This window comes from Ruegeria sp. BHSA118 (assembly GCF_059613405.1).
This window is the reverse complement of the sequence record NZ_JBXWSM010000007.1, coordinates 11,920-27,834: the sequence shown is the minus strand read 5'-3', so window position 1 is coordinate 27,834 and position 15,915 is coordinate 11,920. Positions and strand designations below refer to the sequence as shown.

14 protein-coding genes are annotated in these 15,915 nt (G+C 59.2%); 11 read left to right on the top strand and 3 right to left on the bottom strand.

The genetic code is table 11. The features are described 5' to 3' along the window. The first annotated feature begins 4 nt into the window (after positions 1 to 4). The 9 genes from AC2FNN_RS03870 (at position 5) to AC2FNN_RS03830 (ending at position 9,661) form a co-directional block, all read left to right on the top strand. Positions 5 to 964, top strand: coding sequence for a dihydrodipicolinate synthase family protein (locus tag AC2FNN_RS03870; protein WP_496756717.1), 960 nt, complete (start codon positions 5 to 7; stop codon positions 962 to 964). Further along, on the top strand, positions 955 to 1,887 hold the full coding sequence (locus AC2FNN_RS03865; protein ID WP_496756715.1) for a 4-hydroxyproline epimerase: 933 nt from the start codon (positions 955 to 957) through the stop codon (positions 1,885 to 1,887). The genes AC2FNN_RS03870 and AC2FNN_RS03865 overlap by 10 nt, the downstream gene beginning before the upstream one ends. 66 nt (positions 1,888 to 1,953) lie before the next feature. Beyond that, complete coding sequence (locus AC2FNN_RS03860; RefSeq protein ID WP_496756713.1) at positions 1,954 to 3,204, top strand: NAD(P)/FAD-dependent oxidoreductase; 1,251 nt, start codon at positions 1,954 to 1,956, stop codon at positions 3,202 to 3,204. A gap of 15 nt (positions 3,205 to 3,219) precedes the next feature. After that, on the top strand, positions 3,220 to 4,323 hold the full coding sequence (locus tag AC2FNN_RS03855; RefSeq protein WP_496756712.1) for a cis-3-hydroxy-L-proline dehydratase: 1,104 nt from the start codon (positions 3,220 to 3,222) through the stop codon (positions 4,321 to 4,323). A gap of 7 nt (positions 4,324 to 4,330) precedes the next feature. Continuing rightward, on the top strand, positions 4,331 to 5,356 hold the full coding sequence (locus AC2FNN_RS03850; RefSeq protein ID WP_496756710.1) for a trans-3-hydroxy-L-proline dehydratase: 1,026 nt from the start codon (positions 4,331 to 4,333) through the stop codon (positions 5,354 to 5,356). A gap of 190 nt (positions 5,357 to 5,546) precedes the next feature. Further along, the gene (locus tag AC2FNN_RS03845) at positions 5,547 to 6,227 is read left to right on the top strand and encodes a GntR family transcriptional regulator (RefSeq protein ID WP_496756708.1); all 681 of its coding nucleotides are present in this window, start codon (positions 5,547 to 5,549) and stop codon (positions 6,225 to 6,227) included. A 72-nt stretch (positions 6,228 to 6,299) separates the two neighbouring features. Continuing rightward, positions 6,300 to 7,814 carry an aldehyde dehydrogenase (NADP(+)) gene (locus tag AC2FNN_RS03840; protein WP_496756706.1) on the top strand — a complete coding sequence of 505 codons (1,515 nt, stop codon included), beginning with the start codon at positions 6,300 to 6,302 and terminating at the stop codon, positions 7,812 to 7,814. Positions 7,815 to 7,898: 84 nt separating this feature from the next. Next, positions 7,899 to 8,141, top strand: a complete 243-nt coding sequence (locus AC2FNN_RS03835) for a malonyl-CoA decarboxylase domain-containing protein (protein ID WP_496756704.1) — start codon at positions 7,899 to 7,901, stop codon at positions 8,139 to 8,141. A gap of 5 nt (positions 8,142 to 8,146) precedes the next feature. Continuing rightward, positions 8,147 to 9,661 (top strand): malonate--CoA ligase, encoded by a 1,515-nt coding sequence (locus tag AC2FNN_RS03830; RefSeq protein WP_496756702.1) that lies wholly within the window; start codon positions 8,147 to 8,149, stop codon positions 9,659 to 9,661. A gap of 88 nt (positions 9,662 to 9,749) precedes the next feature. On the opposite strand, the gene katG is transcribed toward AC2FNN_RS03830, so the two are convergent. Next, entirely contained in the window at positions 9,750 to 11,930 is a 2,181-nt protein-coding gene (gene katG / locus AC2FNN_RS03825) for a catalase/peroxidase HPI (RefSeq protein WP_496756700.1), read from the bottom strand. A 107-nt stretch (positions 11,931 to 12,037) separates the two neighbouring features. Between katG and AC2FNN_RS03820 the strand changes: the two genes are divergently transcribed. Next, on the top strand, positions 12,038 to 12,970 hold the full coding sequence (locus tag AC2FNN_RS03820) for a hydrogen peroxide-inducible genes activator (protein ID WP_496756699.1): 933 nt from the start codon (positions 12,038 to 12,040) through the stop codon (positions 12,968 to 12,970). A gap of 52 nt (positions 12,971 to 13,022) precedes the next feature. On the opposite strand, the gene AC2FNN_RS03815 is transcribed toward AC2FNN_RS03820, so the two are convergent. Then, a complete protein-coding gene (locus AC2FNN_RS03815) occupies positions 13,023 to 13,604 on the bottom strand; it encodes a carboxymuconolactone decarboxylase family protein (protein WP_496756697.1) in 582 nt (193 codons plus the stop codon). Between the two features lie 153 nt (positions 13,605 to 13,757). Here AC2FNN_RS03815 and AC2FNN_RS03810 point away from each other — a divergent pair, with 153 nt between their 5' ends. Beyond that, complete coding sequence (locus tag AC2FNN_RS03810) at positions 13,758 to 14,861, top strand: hypothetical protein (protein ID WP_496756695.1); 1,104 nt, start codon at positions 13,758 to 13,760, stop codon at positions 14,859 to 14,861. Positions 14,862 to 14,864: 3 nt separating this feature from the next. On the opposite strand, the gene AC2FNN_RS03805 is transcribed toward AC2FNN_RS03810, so the two are convergent. Further along, a complete protein-coding gene (locus AC2FNN_RS03805; protein ID WP_496756693.1) occupies positions 14,865 to 15,914 on the bottom strand; it encodes an aromatic ring-hydroxylating dioxygenase subunit alpha in 1,050 nt (349 codons plus the stop codon). Between the last annotated feature and the right edge of the window lies 1 nt (position 15,915).

Sequence of the window (15,915 nt, the reverse complement as noted above, 5' to 3'; positions counted from 1 at the left end):
CTTCATGTCCAAGAATATCTTCACCGGCACCATGCCAGCCCTGATGACCCCATGCAAAGCCGACCGGACCCCGGATTTCGATGCCCTGGTGAAAAAGGGCAAGGAAATGATCGAGGCAGGCATGTCGGCCGTGGTGTATTGCGGCTCGATGGGCGACTGGCCGTTGCTGTCGGATGCCGAACGTATGCACGGTGTCGAACGCCTGATCGACGCCGGCCTGCCTGTCGTCGTCGGCACCGGTGCGATAAATTCGAAATCTGCCGTGGCGCTGGCCGCACATGCGCAAAAGGTCGGCGCGGCAGGGCTTATGGTCATCCCACGTGTGCTGTCGCGCGGATCGTCCATCCCGGCACAGCGCAACCACTTCAAGGCAATCCTGTCAGCCGCGCCGGATATCCCGGCCATCATATACAACAGCCCCGTCTACGGATTCGCCACCCGTGCTGATTTGTTCCTGGAATTGCGTGCAGATCATCCGAACCTTGTCGGGTTCAAGGAATTCGGAGGCAAAGGCGACCTGCGCTACGCCGCGGAACACATCACCTCGAAAGATGATCAGGTCACGCTGATGGTGGGGGTGGACACCGAGGTTTATCATGGCTTCGTCAACTGCGGCGCAACGGGTTCGATTACCGGTATCGGCACCGCCCTGCCCAAAGAGGCGCTTCTGCTGGCGGCCCTGTGTCAGAAAGCGGCAGCCGGTCATGCCGAGGCGCGCCTGCGCGCGCGCGAGCTTGAAGAAGCCTTTGGCGTGCTGGCCAGCTTTGACGAAGGCACCGATCTGGTGCTGTATTACAAGCACCTGCTGGTCCTGAACGGTGAAGAGGAATACCGCTTGCACTTCAACGAAACCGACGAGCTGACGGATGCCCAGCGCAACTATTGCGAACAGCAATACAAACTGTTCCGCACCTGGTTTGCCGACTGGTCCAGCCAGGGTGGGGTCATCGCTGAATGCATGTGATCGACAGCCATACCGGAGGCATGCCCACGCGGGTCATCCTGGACGGCGGCCCCGATCTGGGATCGAGCCCGCTGGCCGAGCGCGCGCGATGCTTGGCCACCGAGCACAAGGCTTTCTACAAATCGGTCCTTCTGGAACCACGCGGTCAACCCGGCATGGTCGGGGCGCTTCTGGTCGCCCCGGAAACGTCCGGCTGCGAAACCGGCGTGATCTATTTCGATGCCGACGCCGTTCTGGGCATGTGCGGGCATGGCACCATCGGCCTTGGGGTCACTCTGGCCCATCTGGGCCGGATCGGTCCGGGGACGCACAGGGTCGAAACGCCGGCCGGCGTCATCTCGGTTGACCTGTTGGACGCCAATACGGTGCGCGTCACCAATATCGAAAGCCGCAGGGTCAAGGCTTCGGTGTCGGTTTATGTCGAAGGCCATGGAAAAGTGACCGGCGATCTGGCCTATGGTGGCAACTGGTTCTTCATTGTCGATCCCAGCCCGATGGACGTGAAGCCCGGCAACATCCGTGCCCTCACCGATCTGACCATTGCAATTCGCAAAGCCTGCATCGACCAGAATGTACGTGGCGAAAACGGGGAACCGGTGGACCATGTGATCTTGCAGGACAAATCCCCGGACAACGACGTTCACAGCAGGAATTTCGTCCTGTGCCCGGACGATCAATATGACCGATCCCCGTGCGGGACCGGCAGTTCAGCGCGTCTGGCCTGTCTGGCGGCGGATGGGGTTCTGATTCCGGGGCAAGAGATCATGCAGGAAAGCGTGATCGGCAGCTCTTACCGGCTGAGCTATCAGCCCGGTCCCAATGGCGGCATCATTCCGACCCTGACCGGGCAGGCGCATATCATGGCCGAGGGCACATTGATTTTCGCGCAGAACGATCCGTTCCGCGGTGGGATCCTTCTTTGACAAAATTATCGGGGACTGGCGCAATCCCGCCCCCGGCTCAGAGCCACAGTTTGAGAAGATCTGGCCATGCTGCAAGACAACCCGACAGATATCGTCGTGATCGGTGCCGGTATCATCGGCATCAGCACCGCACTTGAATTGCAAAAACGCGACCGGCGCGTGCTGGTGCTGGACCGCGAAGGCGTTGCAGCCGGGGCGTCAAAGGGCAATGCCGGAGCCTTTGCCTTTACCGACATCGTGCCATTGGCCACCCCCGGGATCATGCGCAAAGCTCCGAAATGGCTGTTTGATCCGTTGGGCCCGCTTTCCATCCCCCCCTCTTACGCTTTGAACATCGCGCCGTGGATGCTGCGGTTCTGGCGGGCCAGTTGGCAGGATCGCTATGCTGCGGCCTTGTCTGCGCAGGCTGCTTTGATGGATCACAGCCGCGCGGCGCTGGAACGCCAGATCGCGGATGTCGACGGCGAAGCGCTGATGCAACGCGACGGCCAGTTGCAGGTGTTCGAGGGTGAAGGCGAATTCCGCGCCAGCCTGCCCACATGGGACAGGCGCAAGGATCACGGCATCCCCTTTGACCTGCTGGACAGCCCCGACGCGATTGCGGAAATCCAGCCCGGGCTTGACCGACGATTTACCCATGCGGGTTTTACGCCCACCTGGATGAACACGGTCGATCCGGCCAGCTGGACAAGACATTTGGCCACCCGGTTCACCGCCCGTGGCGGTCAGGTCGAAATCGCGACAATCAGCGCACTCACACCCATGGATGCGGGCGTTCGCCTGACGACTTCGATCGGTGAAATTGATGCAAGACAGGTGATCGTGGCCGCCGGGGCGTGGTCTCATCACCTGGCGCAAACCCTGGGCGATCGCATCCCTCTGGAAACCGAGCGCGGGTACAACACGACCCTGCCCCAAGGGGCCTTTGACCTGCGCACCCATCTGACATTCGGCGGCCACGGCTTTGTGGTGACGCGGATCAACGGAGGTGTGCGCATCGGTGGCGCGGTCGAGTTGGGCGGGCTGGAACTGCCGCCCAACTACAAACGCGCCGACGCGCTTCTGGCAAAGGCCGGGCGCTTCATGCCTGGCCTGAATTTGGAAGGCGGCACGCAATGGATGGGCTTCCGGCCATCGCTGCCCGACAGTTTGCCGCTGATCGACCGCTCGGCGCGTGCGCCACAGGTATTTTACGCCTTCGGACATGGCCATCTGGGTCTGACGCAATCCGCAGGCACGGCGGAACTGGTTGCGGATCTGGTCACGAACACAAAGCCCCCGCTCGACATGAAGCCTTACGCATCCACACGCTTCTGATCAGGAGAACACCTCATGAAAATCACTGCACTGAACGTATATCAGGTGGATCTGCCGCTGAAGGAAGGCCGCTACAGCTGGTCCAATGGCAACTATGTCGAGGTCTTCGACAGCACCGTTCTCGAGATCATCACGGATGAAGGTCTCAAGGGTTATGCCGAATGCTGCCCGCTGGGATCGGCTTATCTTCCGTCCTTTGCCCTTGGTGTCCGGGCCGGGCTGGCCGAATTGTCGCCACATCTGATCGGACAGGATCCGCTGAATATCGGCCAGATCAATCGCACCATGGATGCAGCCCTACGTGGCCACCCCTATGCCAAGGCGCCTGTTGATATTGCCTGCTGGGATCTGCTGGGCAAGGCGACCGGGCAACCCGTTTACACCCTGTTGGGCGGCGACGCGCAACAGGACGTGGTGCTGTATCGCGCGATCAGCCAGGAAGCACCGGACCTCATGGCGCAAAAGATCCAAGGTTATGCGGCCGAAGGCTACACAAAGTTTCAACTGAAAGTGGGCGGCGACGCCAATGACGACATCGACCGCATTCACGCCACCCGCGCAGTTCTGAAAAAGACCGATCTGCTGGTTGCGGATGCCAACACTGGCTGGACCCGGCACGAGGCCGCGCGTGTCGTAGGCGCCATCGCGGGCATGGATGTCTATGTGGAACAACCCTGTTTGACCTATGAGGAATGCGTGTCGATCCGCCGGCGCACCGCGCTGCCCTTCGTGATGGATGAGGTCATCGACACGCCCAACACATTGGTCCGCGGCATTGCCGATGACGCCATGGACGTGATCAACCTGAAAATCTCCAAAGTAGGAGGCTTGAGCAAAGCAAGGCTGATGCGCGATCTTTGCGTTGCACATGGTATCCCGATGACCATCGAAGACACGTGGGGGGGCGATATCACCACCGCCGCCATCGCTCATCTGGCACGGTCGACACCGTCCGAGTTCACGTTCTCGGCCACCGATTTCAATTCCTATGGTACCGTGGACATCGCCGAAGGCGCGCCAAAGCGTGTCAATGGCCGGATGACCGCAGCAGATCGTCCCGGTCTGGGCGTGACACCGATCTTCGACGCGCTGGGTGCCCCTGTCGCGCAATACAGCTGAGGTAGACATGCGCAGCAGCAAAACCGTACATGTGATTTCGGCCCATGCCGAAGGTGAGGTTGGGGATGTCATCGTCGGGGGTGTCGCCCCACCGCCGGGCGACACTCTCTGGGATCAGCGAAGCTTCATTGCGCAGGACCAGACCCTGCGCAACTTTGTTCTGAACGAACCGCGCGGCGGTGTGTTCCGGCATGTCAACCTTCTGGTTCCGCCAAAACACCCCGAGGCGGACGCCGCCTGGATCATCATGGAACCTGAAGACACGCCGCCCATGTCGGGGTCCAACTCGATTTGTGTCTCAACCGTGTTGCTGGATGGCGGGATCATTCCAATGCACGAGCCGGAAACCCATATGGTGCTGGAGGCACCGGGTGGGCTGGTCCGGGTACGTGCGGAATGCCGCGATGGCAAGGCGCAACACATTTTTGTCCAGAACCTGCCCAGCTTCGCCGACAAGCTGTCCGTCCCGCTCGAGGTACCCGGACTGGGCACGATCACGGTAGACACCGCTTATGGCGGCGACAGTTTTGTGGTCGTCGATGCGCAGGCGCTTGGGTTCGCAATCGTCGACCACGAAGCCCGCGACATAGCCCGGCTGGGGGTAAAGATCACAAACGCCGCCAATGAACAGCTTGGGTTCTCTCATCCCGAGAACCCGGACTGGGATCATATATCGTTCTGCGCCTTTTGCGGCCCGTTAAGTGAAACGGAAACCGGTCTCAGCGGCAAGTCCGCCGTGGCGATCCAGCCGGGTAAGGTCGACCGTTCGCCGACGGGTACCGCAGTGTCTGCGCGCATGGCGCTGATGGCGGCCAAGGGGTTGATGAAACCTAGCCAGACCTTCGAGGCTGTCTCGATCATCGGATCGCGATTCACCGGGCGGATCATTGACACTGCGCAGGTCGGTGGCCGCGCGGCGATCATTCCTGAAATCAGCGGTCGCGGTTGGATCACCGGAATTCATCAGCACATGTTGGACCCTGACGATCCATGGCCCGGTGGATATCGCCTGTCTGACACCTGGGGTGTTTGATGTCAGCAGGCGCGTTTTTCGGAAATGGAAAAGCCTGAAGACACGTGGCCTGTTGACGGTTTCATCATCAGATTCAGGCTTTTTTCAAATCTCGGGCAGCGGTCGAACATGGGTCGAAATCCAAGTTCGGCTTGGAAAAGTCGGCGATTACGGGTAATTGTATCCAAAAAACCGTGGCGGGATATTGGAAATGGCAGGAAAACGCGCGATCACGAAACAAAGCCTACCGGACGTCATCGCGAATGATCTGCGTGAACGTATCCTGAGCGGCGAACTCGCCGAAGGCGAGACGATCCGGCAGGAAGCACTGGCCGAGGAATACGATGTCTCTCGCATGCCGATCCGCGAGGCGCTGAAACGCCTGAATGCCGAAGGTCTGGTGCAATGGGCCAACAATCGCGGCGGCTCGGTGACCAAGCATTCCCTCGAGGAAATCGGTGAAATTTTCGATCTTCGCATCCTGATCGAAGTCGATCTGTTCCGCCGGGCCATCCCGAATATGGGCCCAAGGGAATTTGCGCGTTGCGACGAAATCCTCAAGCAGATGGAAGCGTCATATGATGAAAATGACGTCGGCAAGTGGGGGATATTGAACTATCAGTATCACTCGGCGCTTTATGCGGCGTCACGGCGGAAGCTGACCAACGAATTGCTGGACCGCGTCAACCTGCAATCGGATCGCTATGTCAGGATGCACCTGAGCGTGATGAAACAGCGCGAACCCGCAAAAAAGGAACATCGTGATCTGTTGCGGCTGGCCCGGGAAGGCAATGTGGACAAAGCCTGCGAGGTCTTGACGCAGCATATACGCCGGACCAAGGAACAGCTTCTGGAAATGATCGCCTCGAAGCGCGGGACAGACGAACCCTAGGGTGGTCTTGCATGTCCTGTCATTTTGGATACATTATCCATTATTCTGGACATCCCGAAATACGAGGCCCAAATGACTTTTACCCCGCATGGCAAGCATCTGATCGCCGGCAACTGGCTTGCTGGTGACGATTTCTTTGCATCACAACCCGCACATGGGCCATCGCATGACTTTTCGAAAGGTCGCATCTCTGACGTCGATGCCGCTGCGCAGGCGGCAGAAGAAGCGTTTTGGAGTTATGGTTATTCCACTCGGGAAGAACGTGCCGCCTTTCTGAACGCCATTGCCGACGAGATCGAAGCGCGCGCCGATGCAATCACCGAGATTGGCACTCGGGAAACCGGCCTGCCCGAGGCCCGGCTGCAAGGTGAGCGGGACCGCACGTCGGGGCAGTTGAGGCTGTTTGTAACGCATATCCTTAGCGGCGACTATCTGGACCGGCGCCAGGACAGCGCGCTGCCGGACCGTTCCCCCCTGCCCCGGCCCGATCTGAAACTGATCCAACGCCCGATCGGCCCGGTCGCTGTGTTCGGCGCATCAAATTTCCCGCTGGCATTTTCCACCGCCGGGGGGGACACCGCCGCCGCACTGGCTGCCGGCTGCCCGGTTGTCGTCAAAGGCCACGGCGCCCATCCGGGCACCGGCGAGATCATCACCGAAGCCATCCTCGCGGCTATCCGCCGTTGCAACATTCATCCCGGCGTTTTCAGCCTGATCCAGGACGGCGGCCCGGCTGTGGGTTCTGCCTTGGTGCAGCACCCTCTGATCAAGGCGGTCGGGTTCACCGGATCGCTTGCGGGCGGTCGCGCCCTGTTCGACCTGTGCGCCGCGCGCCCCGAGCCGATTCCGTTTTTTGGCGAGCTTGGATCGGTCAATCCCATGTTCATTCTGGGTGCGGCACTGGCAAACCGGGGTGAAGACATCGCCAAAGGCTGGGCCAGCTCGCTGACGATGGGCGCAGGTCAGTTCTGCACCAACCCGGGCGTCGTCGTGATGCCAGCAGGTGAAGCAACGGACCGTTTCGCCGAGATCGCACAGGCTGCATTGACCGAAGTTCCGGCGCAGACCATGCTGACCGACGGCATCGCCAAAGCCTATCGCAAAGGTCAGGCCCGTGTTGCTGAAACCGCCGGCATTCACGAGGTTCTGACGTCGACATGCGATCAGCGCAATGCGACCCCTTTCTTGTACCGAACAAGCGCCGCAACCTGGCTGGCCAACACATCCCTCGCGGAAGAGGTGTTCGGCCCGCTGGGCATCATCGTGACTGCCGAGACATCCGACGAAATGCACGACGTCGCGCGCGGTTTGCACGGGCAGCTGACCTGCACCCTGCATATGGACGAGGCAGACATGGGCATGGCCCGGTCCCTGCTGCCGATCCTGGAACGCAAAGCCGGGCGCGTATTGGCCAATGGCTTCCCCACGGGGGTCGAGGTATGTGACAGCATGGTCCATGGCGGTCCCTACCCAGCTTCAACTAATTTCGGTGCCACATCCGTGGGCACATTGTCGATCCGACGTTTCTTGCGTCCTGTTTGCTATCAGAACCTGCCGGATGCATTGCTGCCGGAACACTTCTCATAGGGAAATCAGTCGACACCCGCCGATACTCTGAAAGCACGAAGCGCAGCAGGGTGTCGGCGGTTGTAACTGCCAAGCGTCAGGGGAATGAGGCACACGCCTCTGGATCCAATTGCACAGTTTCATTTGAGTAACAGTGCTTTTGTTCATTCGGTTCATGGCAATGCAATCACGGCCCGATCCGTTGGCAGTCTGGTGAACTATCTGTATGAAGTGACCCGTGTTGCCCAGTACCATAACCAATTCGCCACGACCCATGAGATGATCGCCTTATTCGAGATCAAGTTCCTCGCTGCATCCACCTCTCTTTTTATATCTCAAGAAAGGTAAACCTGATGGCTAACCCTCTGTATGACGGCCTGTTCGGCATCCACGCCGGCAAAGTCACACCTTTTTTGCAGCTGCTGGACGGGACAACGATCTCTCACCAGGATTTCCTCGGCAAAGCGGCGCAGATTGCGCATGTGGCCACGCATCTGGGCCTGAACCCCGGTGACCGCGTTGCGGCGCAGGTTGAAAAATCCCCCGAGGCGCTGGCGCTTTATGCTGCCTGCGCCCAGGCCGGTCTGGTGTTCCTGCCTCTGAATACCGCCTACACGGTCGATGAATTGACCTATTTCATTGAAAACAGCGGGGCCGCGCTGATTATCTGCGACACCGAAAGGGAAGGAAAACTCTCCCCTGTCGGCGCGCAACTGGGCGCCCGGGTAGAGACGCTGAACGCGGATGGCACCGGGTCTCTGACAGATTTGGCCGCGACCATGCCGACACGTTTCGAAACCGTCGCCCGCGATGGCGAGGATCTGGCAGCGTTCCTTTACACATCGGGAACCACAGGCCGGTCCAAGGGCGCCATGCTGACCCAGAACAATCTGCTGTCGAATGCACGGACACTGGTCAAGGAATGGCGCTTCACCTCGCAGGATGTGCTGCTGCATGCCCTGCCGATCTTCCACACGCACGGGCTGTTTGTCGCGACCAATATCATGCTGGCCGCAGGTGGATGCATGATCTGGCTGCCCAAATTCGATCTGGACCAGATCATCGACAACTTGCCCTGTGCCACGTCGATGATGGGCGTCCCAACCTTTTATACGCGCCTGTTGGACGACCCGCGTTTCACCAGGAAACTGGCCACCCATATGCGCCTGTTCGTTTCCGGGTCGGCACCGCTGCGGGCGGAAACCCACGTGCAGTTCGAAAAACGTACGGGTCATCGCATCCTTGAACGCTATGGCATGACTGAAACCAACATGAACACGTCAAACCCATATGACGGCGAGCGGCGCGCCGGAACGGTCGGACACCCGCTGCCCGGGGTCGAACTGAAGATCTGTGATTCAGACGGCAATACCCTGCCTGCGGGCGAGATCGGCATAATTGAAGTGCGCGGGCCCAACGTCTTCAAAGGGTATTGGCAGATGCCTGAAAAAACCGCTGCCGAGCTGCGCGACAACGGCTTTTTTATCACCGGTGATCTGGGCCGGATCGACGAGGATGGTTACGTCCATATCGTTGGTCGCAACAAGGATCTGATCATTTCGGGCGGCTACAACATTTACCCAAAAGAGATCGAGATGGTTCTCGATGATCAACCCGGTGTTCTGGAAAGCGCCGTGATCGGCGTGCCACATCCCGATTTCGGTGAAACGGTAGTTGGCGTCATCGTGGCAGAGCCCGGCCAGACCCCTGATCCGGATGCGATAACGGGCGCGGTCCGCGCAGGTCTGGCCCGGTTCAAGCATCCGCGCAAGCTGATCGTTCTGGATGAGCTGCCCCGCAACACGATGGGCAAGGTTCAAAAGAACGTGCTGCGTGACCGATACAAAGATCTCTTCATGGCCGTGTGAGCGAGTCTCGGCAAAGCGGGGTTCAGCAGATGCAGCCCCCTGAAAAGAAAATCAGGCGAGGGTGTCCCCGCCTGATTCATTACATAATTCAGGCAACCAGATCGAACCGGTCGTTGTTCATGATCTTGGTCCATGCCGCCACAAAGTCGCGCACGAACTTCTCGGCATTGTCGTCCTGAGCGTAGACCTCAGCATAACTGCGCAGGATCGAGTTCGAACCGAAGACCAGATCAGCGCTGGTTGCGGTGAACTTGACCTCACCCGAGGCGCGGTCGCGCAGTTCATAGGTGCCTCCGTCAACCGGGTGCCAGCTCAACGACATATCCGTCAGGTTGGCGAAAAAGTCGGTTGTCAGCTGGCCCACCCGGTCGGTGAAGACGCCATGCGGCGATCCGCCATGGTTGGCACCCAGCACACGCAGACCACCGACCAGAACCGTCATCTCGGCTGCGGTCAGACCCAGCAGTTGCGCGCGATCCAGCATCATCGCCTCAGGCGAAACCGCGTATTCCTTCAGCTGCCAGTTGCGGAACCCGTCCGCCAGTGGCTCAAGTACCGAGAAACTGTCCACATCGGTCTGCTCGATCGACGCGTCACCGCGACCGGCCGAGAACGGAACCGCCACGTCAAAGCCTGCGGCCTTGATCGCCTGTTCCAGACCGACATTGCCCGCCAGAACGATCACGTCGGCAATCGAGGCACCGGTTTCCGCCGCGATCGGCTCCAGCACCCCCAGAACTTTTGCCAGACGCTCGGGTTCGTTGCCTGCCCAGTCCTTTTGCGGTGCCAGGCGGATGCGCGCCCCATTTGCGCCGCCGCGCTTGTCCGAACCGCGGAAGGTTCGAGCACTGTCCCAGGCGGTGGTGATCATCTCGGCGATGGTCAGGCCACTGTCCGCGATCTTGGCCTTGACAGCATCTATGCCGTAATCTGTCGAACCGGCCGGGATCGGATCCTGCCAGATCAGGTCTTCTGACGGCACGTCCGGGCCATAATAGTTGACGCGCGGACCCATGTCGCGGTGAGTCAACTTGAACCAGGCACGTGCAAATGTATCGGCAAAATAGTCCGGATCAGCCATGAATTTCTGACAGATCGCGTTGTAGGTCGGGTCGACCTTCATCGCCATATCCGCATCGGTCATCATTGGCATGCGGCGAACAGTGGGGTCGGTCGGGTCGACCGGCTTTTCGTCTTCGGGCATATCGACGGGCTGCCACTGATGGGCACCTGCGGGTGATTTGCCCAGTTCCCACTCGTAACCGAACAGATAGTCGAAATAGCCCATGTCAAATTTCAACGGCTCTTTCGTCCACGCCCCTTCGATCCCCGAGGTAAAGGCGTTGGCCGCTTTACCGTTCTGATCAGGGTTGTCCCATCCCAGCCCCTGGCCGGAGACCGGGCAGGCTTCGGGCTCGGCGCCGATATTGTCGCCGGGCATCGCACCATGGGCTTTGCCGACAGTATGGCCACCGCAGGTCAATGCGGCGGTCTCTTCGTCATTCATCGCCATACGCGCAAAGGTTTCACGGATATGCAGCGCAGTTTTGGCCGGATCCGGATTGCCGTTTACGCCTTCGGGGTTCACATAGATCAGGCCCATATGCACCGCACCCAGAGGGTTTTCCAGCGTGCCAGGGGTTTCCAGATCGCCATAGCGGTTCTCGGACGGGGCCAGCCACTGGTTTTCAGAACCCCAGTAAACATCTTTCTCGGGGCCCCAGATGTCTTCGCGACCAAAACCGAAACCAAAGGTCTTCAATCCCATGGATTCATAGGCGACCGTGCCCGACAGAACGATCAGATCGGCCCAGGACAGCGCGTTGCCATATTTCTTTTTCACCGGCCACAGCAGACGGCGCGCTTTGTCCAGGCTGGCATTGTCCGGCCACGAGTTCAGCGGCGCGAACCGGATGTTGCCCGACCCTGCGCCGCCGCGACCGTCGCCCAGACGGTACGACCCGGCCGAGTGCCACGCCAGACGGATCATCAGGCCGCCATAGTGACCCCAGTCAGCCGGCCACCAGTCCTGGCTGTCGGTCAGCAATGCTTCGACATCGGCGCGGACGGCTTTGAAATCCAACTCTTTGACCGCTTCACGATGGTTGTAATCGGCATCCATCGGGTTGGTGCGGGTGTCGTGCTGGCTCAGAATGTCCAGGTTCAGCGCATCCGGCCACCATTTGATGACAGAATTTCCCGTGCCCGTGTTCCCGCCATGCATGACAGGGCAGCCGCCGGATTGATGATTATGGGGGTTACCGTCCATTGTAAATCTCCTGAGTATTTACCTAAGGGTGTAGATGCCTTGACTCGTACCCCACCGCTTCGATAATTGGAAATTTGTAATTTCTATCATTGTGATTAATTTTTCCTATGAAATCTCTGACCCTTAAACATCTGCGCTATTTCGAAGCCCTCGCCACCCACGGCCACTTTGGCAAGGCCGCTGCGGCCAGTGCGATATCGCAGCCCGCGCTTTCCATACAAATCAAAGAGCTGGAGGCAATCATGGGCGGCCCGCTGGTCGAACGCGCGGCCCGGCAAACCCGCCTGACTGCGCTTGGCGAAGACGTGCTGAAACATGGCCGCGAAATCCTGACCCGGGTCGAGGATTTGGGGAAATTGGTGCAATCTCCCTCAGGCCCATTGTCCGGCCGCATCAGAATCGGGGTCATACCCACGGTCGCACCCTATTTGCTGCCCTCGATCATCAAAGCTTTGTCGCAGCGTTTCCCACAACTGACCATCGAACCCAAGGAAACGATAACCAAGACGTTGATCGGTGAAATTCTGGATTCGAAACTGGACTTCGGTGTCGTTGCCCTGCCCGTCTCGGAACCCAACCTCCGAGAGTTCTCGCTGTTCAATGAAGATTTTCTGCTGGTTCGTCCGGCGCAGGACGCCAACCTGCCAATGCCAAGTTCCTCGCAGCTCAGAACCATGCGCCTGCTGTTGCTGGAAGAGGGACATTGCTTCAGGGATCAGGCCCTGTCCTTCTGTTCGATCCGCAATATCGAACCGCAGCACATCATGGAGGGCAGTTCGCTTTCCACACTGGTTCAGATGGTCGGCGCCGGCATCGGTGTGACCCTGATACCGGAAATGGCGGTCGGGCTGGAAACCCGATCCGCGGATGTGTCCATTGCCCGGTTTCAGGACACTCCGCCGACACGGACGATTGGTCTGATCTGGCGAAAGACCAACCCGCTCAGCGAAAACCTGTTGAAGATCGGCGCGATCATCCGCAAAACAGCCGAAGAAAATACGTGGGGCGTGAAACCGCCACAGCCCGAAACAATCGGCTGACCCGCTCGAAACGATGTTCTTCGGCACGGGGGGCCAAACCCGGCGCAACCCGTCAATCGTCACCGGTATAGTAGCCGATCACATCATTCTCGGTCGTTGCACCCAACCCGTTCAGCAACCGGTTTGAATAGTTGAAATAGGCGCAGACCTGATTGACCTCCAGGATCTCTCCGTCTTCACAGCCTGCAATCTTGAGCGCTTCGAAGTCGGACTTGACCATTTTGCCAACATCCGTCGTCAGCTTTGCGGCATAGCGCAGCAACGCCAGTTCCTTGCCCTCGAATTCATCCTCGGGCCGATGCGCCTTGAGCGCGACGAAAATCCGGTCGCTGCGCGGCTGGTCCTTCAGCAGGTTGCGCACGTTCATGAAGTGATGAGTCAGTGAATAGGTGCAATCGTTCAAGATCGAGGTATAACTGGCGACAACCTCGAGAAAACAGAATGGCAACCGGTTGTCATCGGAATGCAGGACCGAACGGTACAGCGTCACATGCCCGTTCATCGTTTCGGGTCGCAATGAATGCACACGCATGACCGTGTCCACGGTGCCATGAGGGGTGCGGGCCTTGTCCAGCAGCTCTTTCAGGCGGCCGTTGGCCTTGTCGTCCGAGATCATCTCGATCCAAGCGCTCATTGCTGTGTCTCCTGTCCTGTTCGGGCTCAGCTTATGTACAAAGCCCACAGGCATGTCAGTTAATTTTTTTCTTAAGATGAAATTTTTTCTGGATCACAGAAACGTGAAAGATGTAAAATACCAGCGCGGGGGATTTTTTGAGGATCAACGCGAATGCACAGTCCAGAGCTTATGGCGGGTGCCGAAAACCTGTTGTTCAGATGCGGCGGCCTGACGGCTGGCGACCAGTTGCTTGTGGTCTGCGAAGATACGGCCAACGGGTATTACGATGCCGAGATCTCCGAGGCTATCGTGGACTGCGCCCGACAGAACCGGATCAAGACCGCAGTTCGAACCCTCGAATTCGATCCCATGGGTTCATCGCTGCCAGCGGATCTGAAAACGGCGATGGAAACGGCGGATCGCACCTTGTTTCTGTCCCGCACCGGCGATCAGATTCGTTTCGACGCGGGAATGCAGGACGTTCGGCCCATCATGTCGTATGCGCTGGACGCCGGAATGCTGGCCTCGGGTTTCGGGCGCGCCAACTACACCGGGTTCGTTGAACTGAAAAACGCGGTCAACCGGCTGCTGGCCAGTGCCCGGCACATCCACGTAACCTGCCCACTGGGCACCGACTTCGCTGGCCCCGGCGCCGCCTTCCCTCCAGCAGGTGCCGCGGATGTCAGCGTGGCGCGTTTTCCGATGTCGGTCTTTGCCCCGGTTCCCGCGCAGGGATTTTCCGGAGTGCTGGTTCAGGACGGGTTTCTGGTCGGCACCGGATCGAAATTCTACGAACCATACGGCTGTGATCTGCGTGAACCGCTGACCATACGGTTCGAAAACAACCGCCTGACCGGCTTTGACGGCCATCCCATGGACGTGCATTGCGCGCAGATGCATTACGAAAAAGTCGGTCGGATGTTCAACCTGGATCCCCTGACCATGCATTCCTGGCACGCAGGCATCCACCCGGGCTGCGCCTACACGACTCCGGCCCGAAGCAATTTCGAACGTTGGAGCGGGTCGGCCTTTGGCAATCCGCGCCTGCTGCACTTTCACACATGCGGGCATTATGCACCGGGTGAGATTTCGCTGAACGTGCTGGACCCCACGATCCGGGTGGATGGTGTTGCAATCTGGGATGCCGGTGTTCTCCGGGCCGAACTGTTACCCGGTGGGGCTGAAATTCTCGACCAATATCCCTGCATCAAAGCGGTGTTCGACGACCCGGCCCGACACGTGGGCCAGGACGCGAACGGGCGCTTGTCGGCCTGATAATCAGCCGGCCTGCTGCGCGATCAGCTTTGCAACCCGTGCGCGGAACCGCATCGCGCCTGCGTCCAACCCGAGATTGATATAGCCGGTCTTGCGCCGCGCCATGCCGGTCTGAACGTGTTCCAGAACCTCTTTGTCCTCGTTGAAGGCCATGACCGCGCCTTCGAACATGCGCTGCGACATGGCTGTGTCATCCGCGTGCATGTTGCGGTGCTGGAACCAGAAATACCGCGATGTTTCCGCATCGACCGGTGTGATGAAGTTGTACGAAATATTGACAAAGGCATTGGGTGACATCGACAGATCCGCCCCGCCTTCTCCTGATGGAGTGTAAACGGACATGTTGATCGCAGTGGATGGCAGACGGCATTCGTAATGCTGTTTACGGTCGCAACTTGGCCCAAACGGCAGAATCGGCGCATAGTAGGGCGGCGCGGGTTCATCCGCGATCCAGCGCGAAACAATGACGCCGGTTTCGGTTTCTTCAAGATCCAGCGGGCGGTTGTCGGTTCCCGCCCCGGCAAACGAGGTCAGATGCACCCAGGCCACATGGCTTGGATCCAGCAGGTTGTCGATAATGTAAAGGTAGTGGCACGCCATCTCCATCGCGCCGGTCCGGGTCTTGCCCCAAGACGGGTTGTCGAAATTGGGGATGTCGATGATATCGTCTGTGCTGGCTTTGTCCGGGTCCCCCATCCAGAGCCAAAGAAATCCCCAGCGGTCTTCGGCCGGGTACGCATGCACGGCGGCGCGGCGCGGAGGATTGTCCAGCTGTGTCGGGGCGCTGACACATTCACCGTCGCAGCCGAATGTCAGACCGTGATAGCCGCAAACCACATGATCCCCTTCGATGGTGCCCCGAGACAGCGGCAGCTTTCTATGCGGGCATGCGTCCTCCAACGCGATCGCTTTGCCCGCTGTGTCACGATAGATAACGATCTCTTCACCCAGCATTCGCACGGCGCTCAGGCTGCGGCCAAAATCCTCTGACCGTCCGGCGACGTACCAGCTGTTGCGAATAAACCCCTCTGCTCCGGCCAGATCAGGACGCATG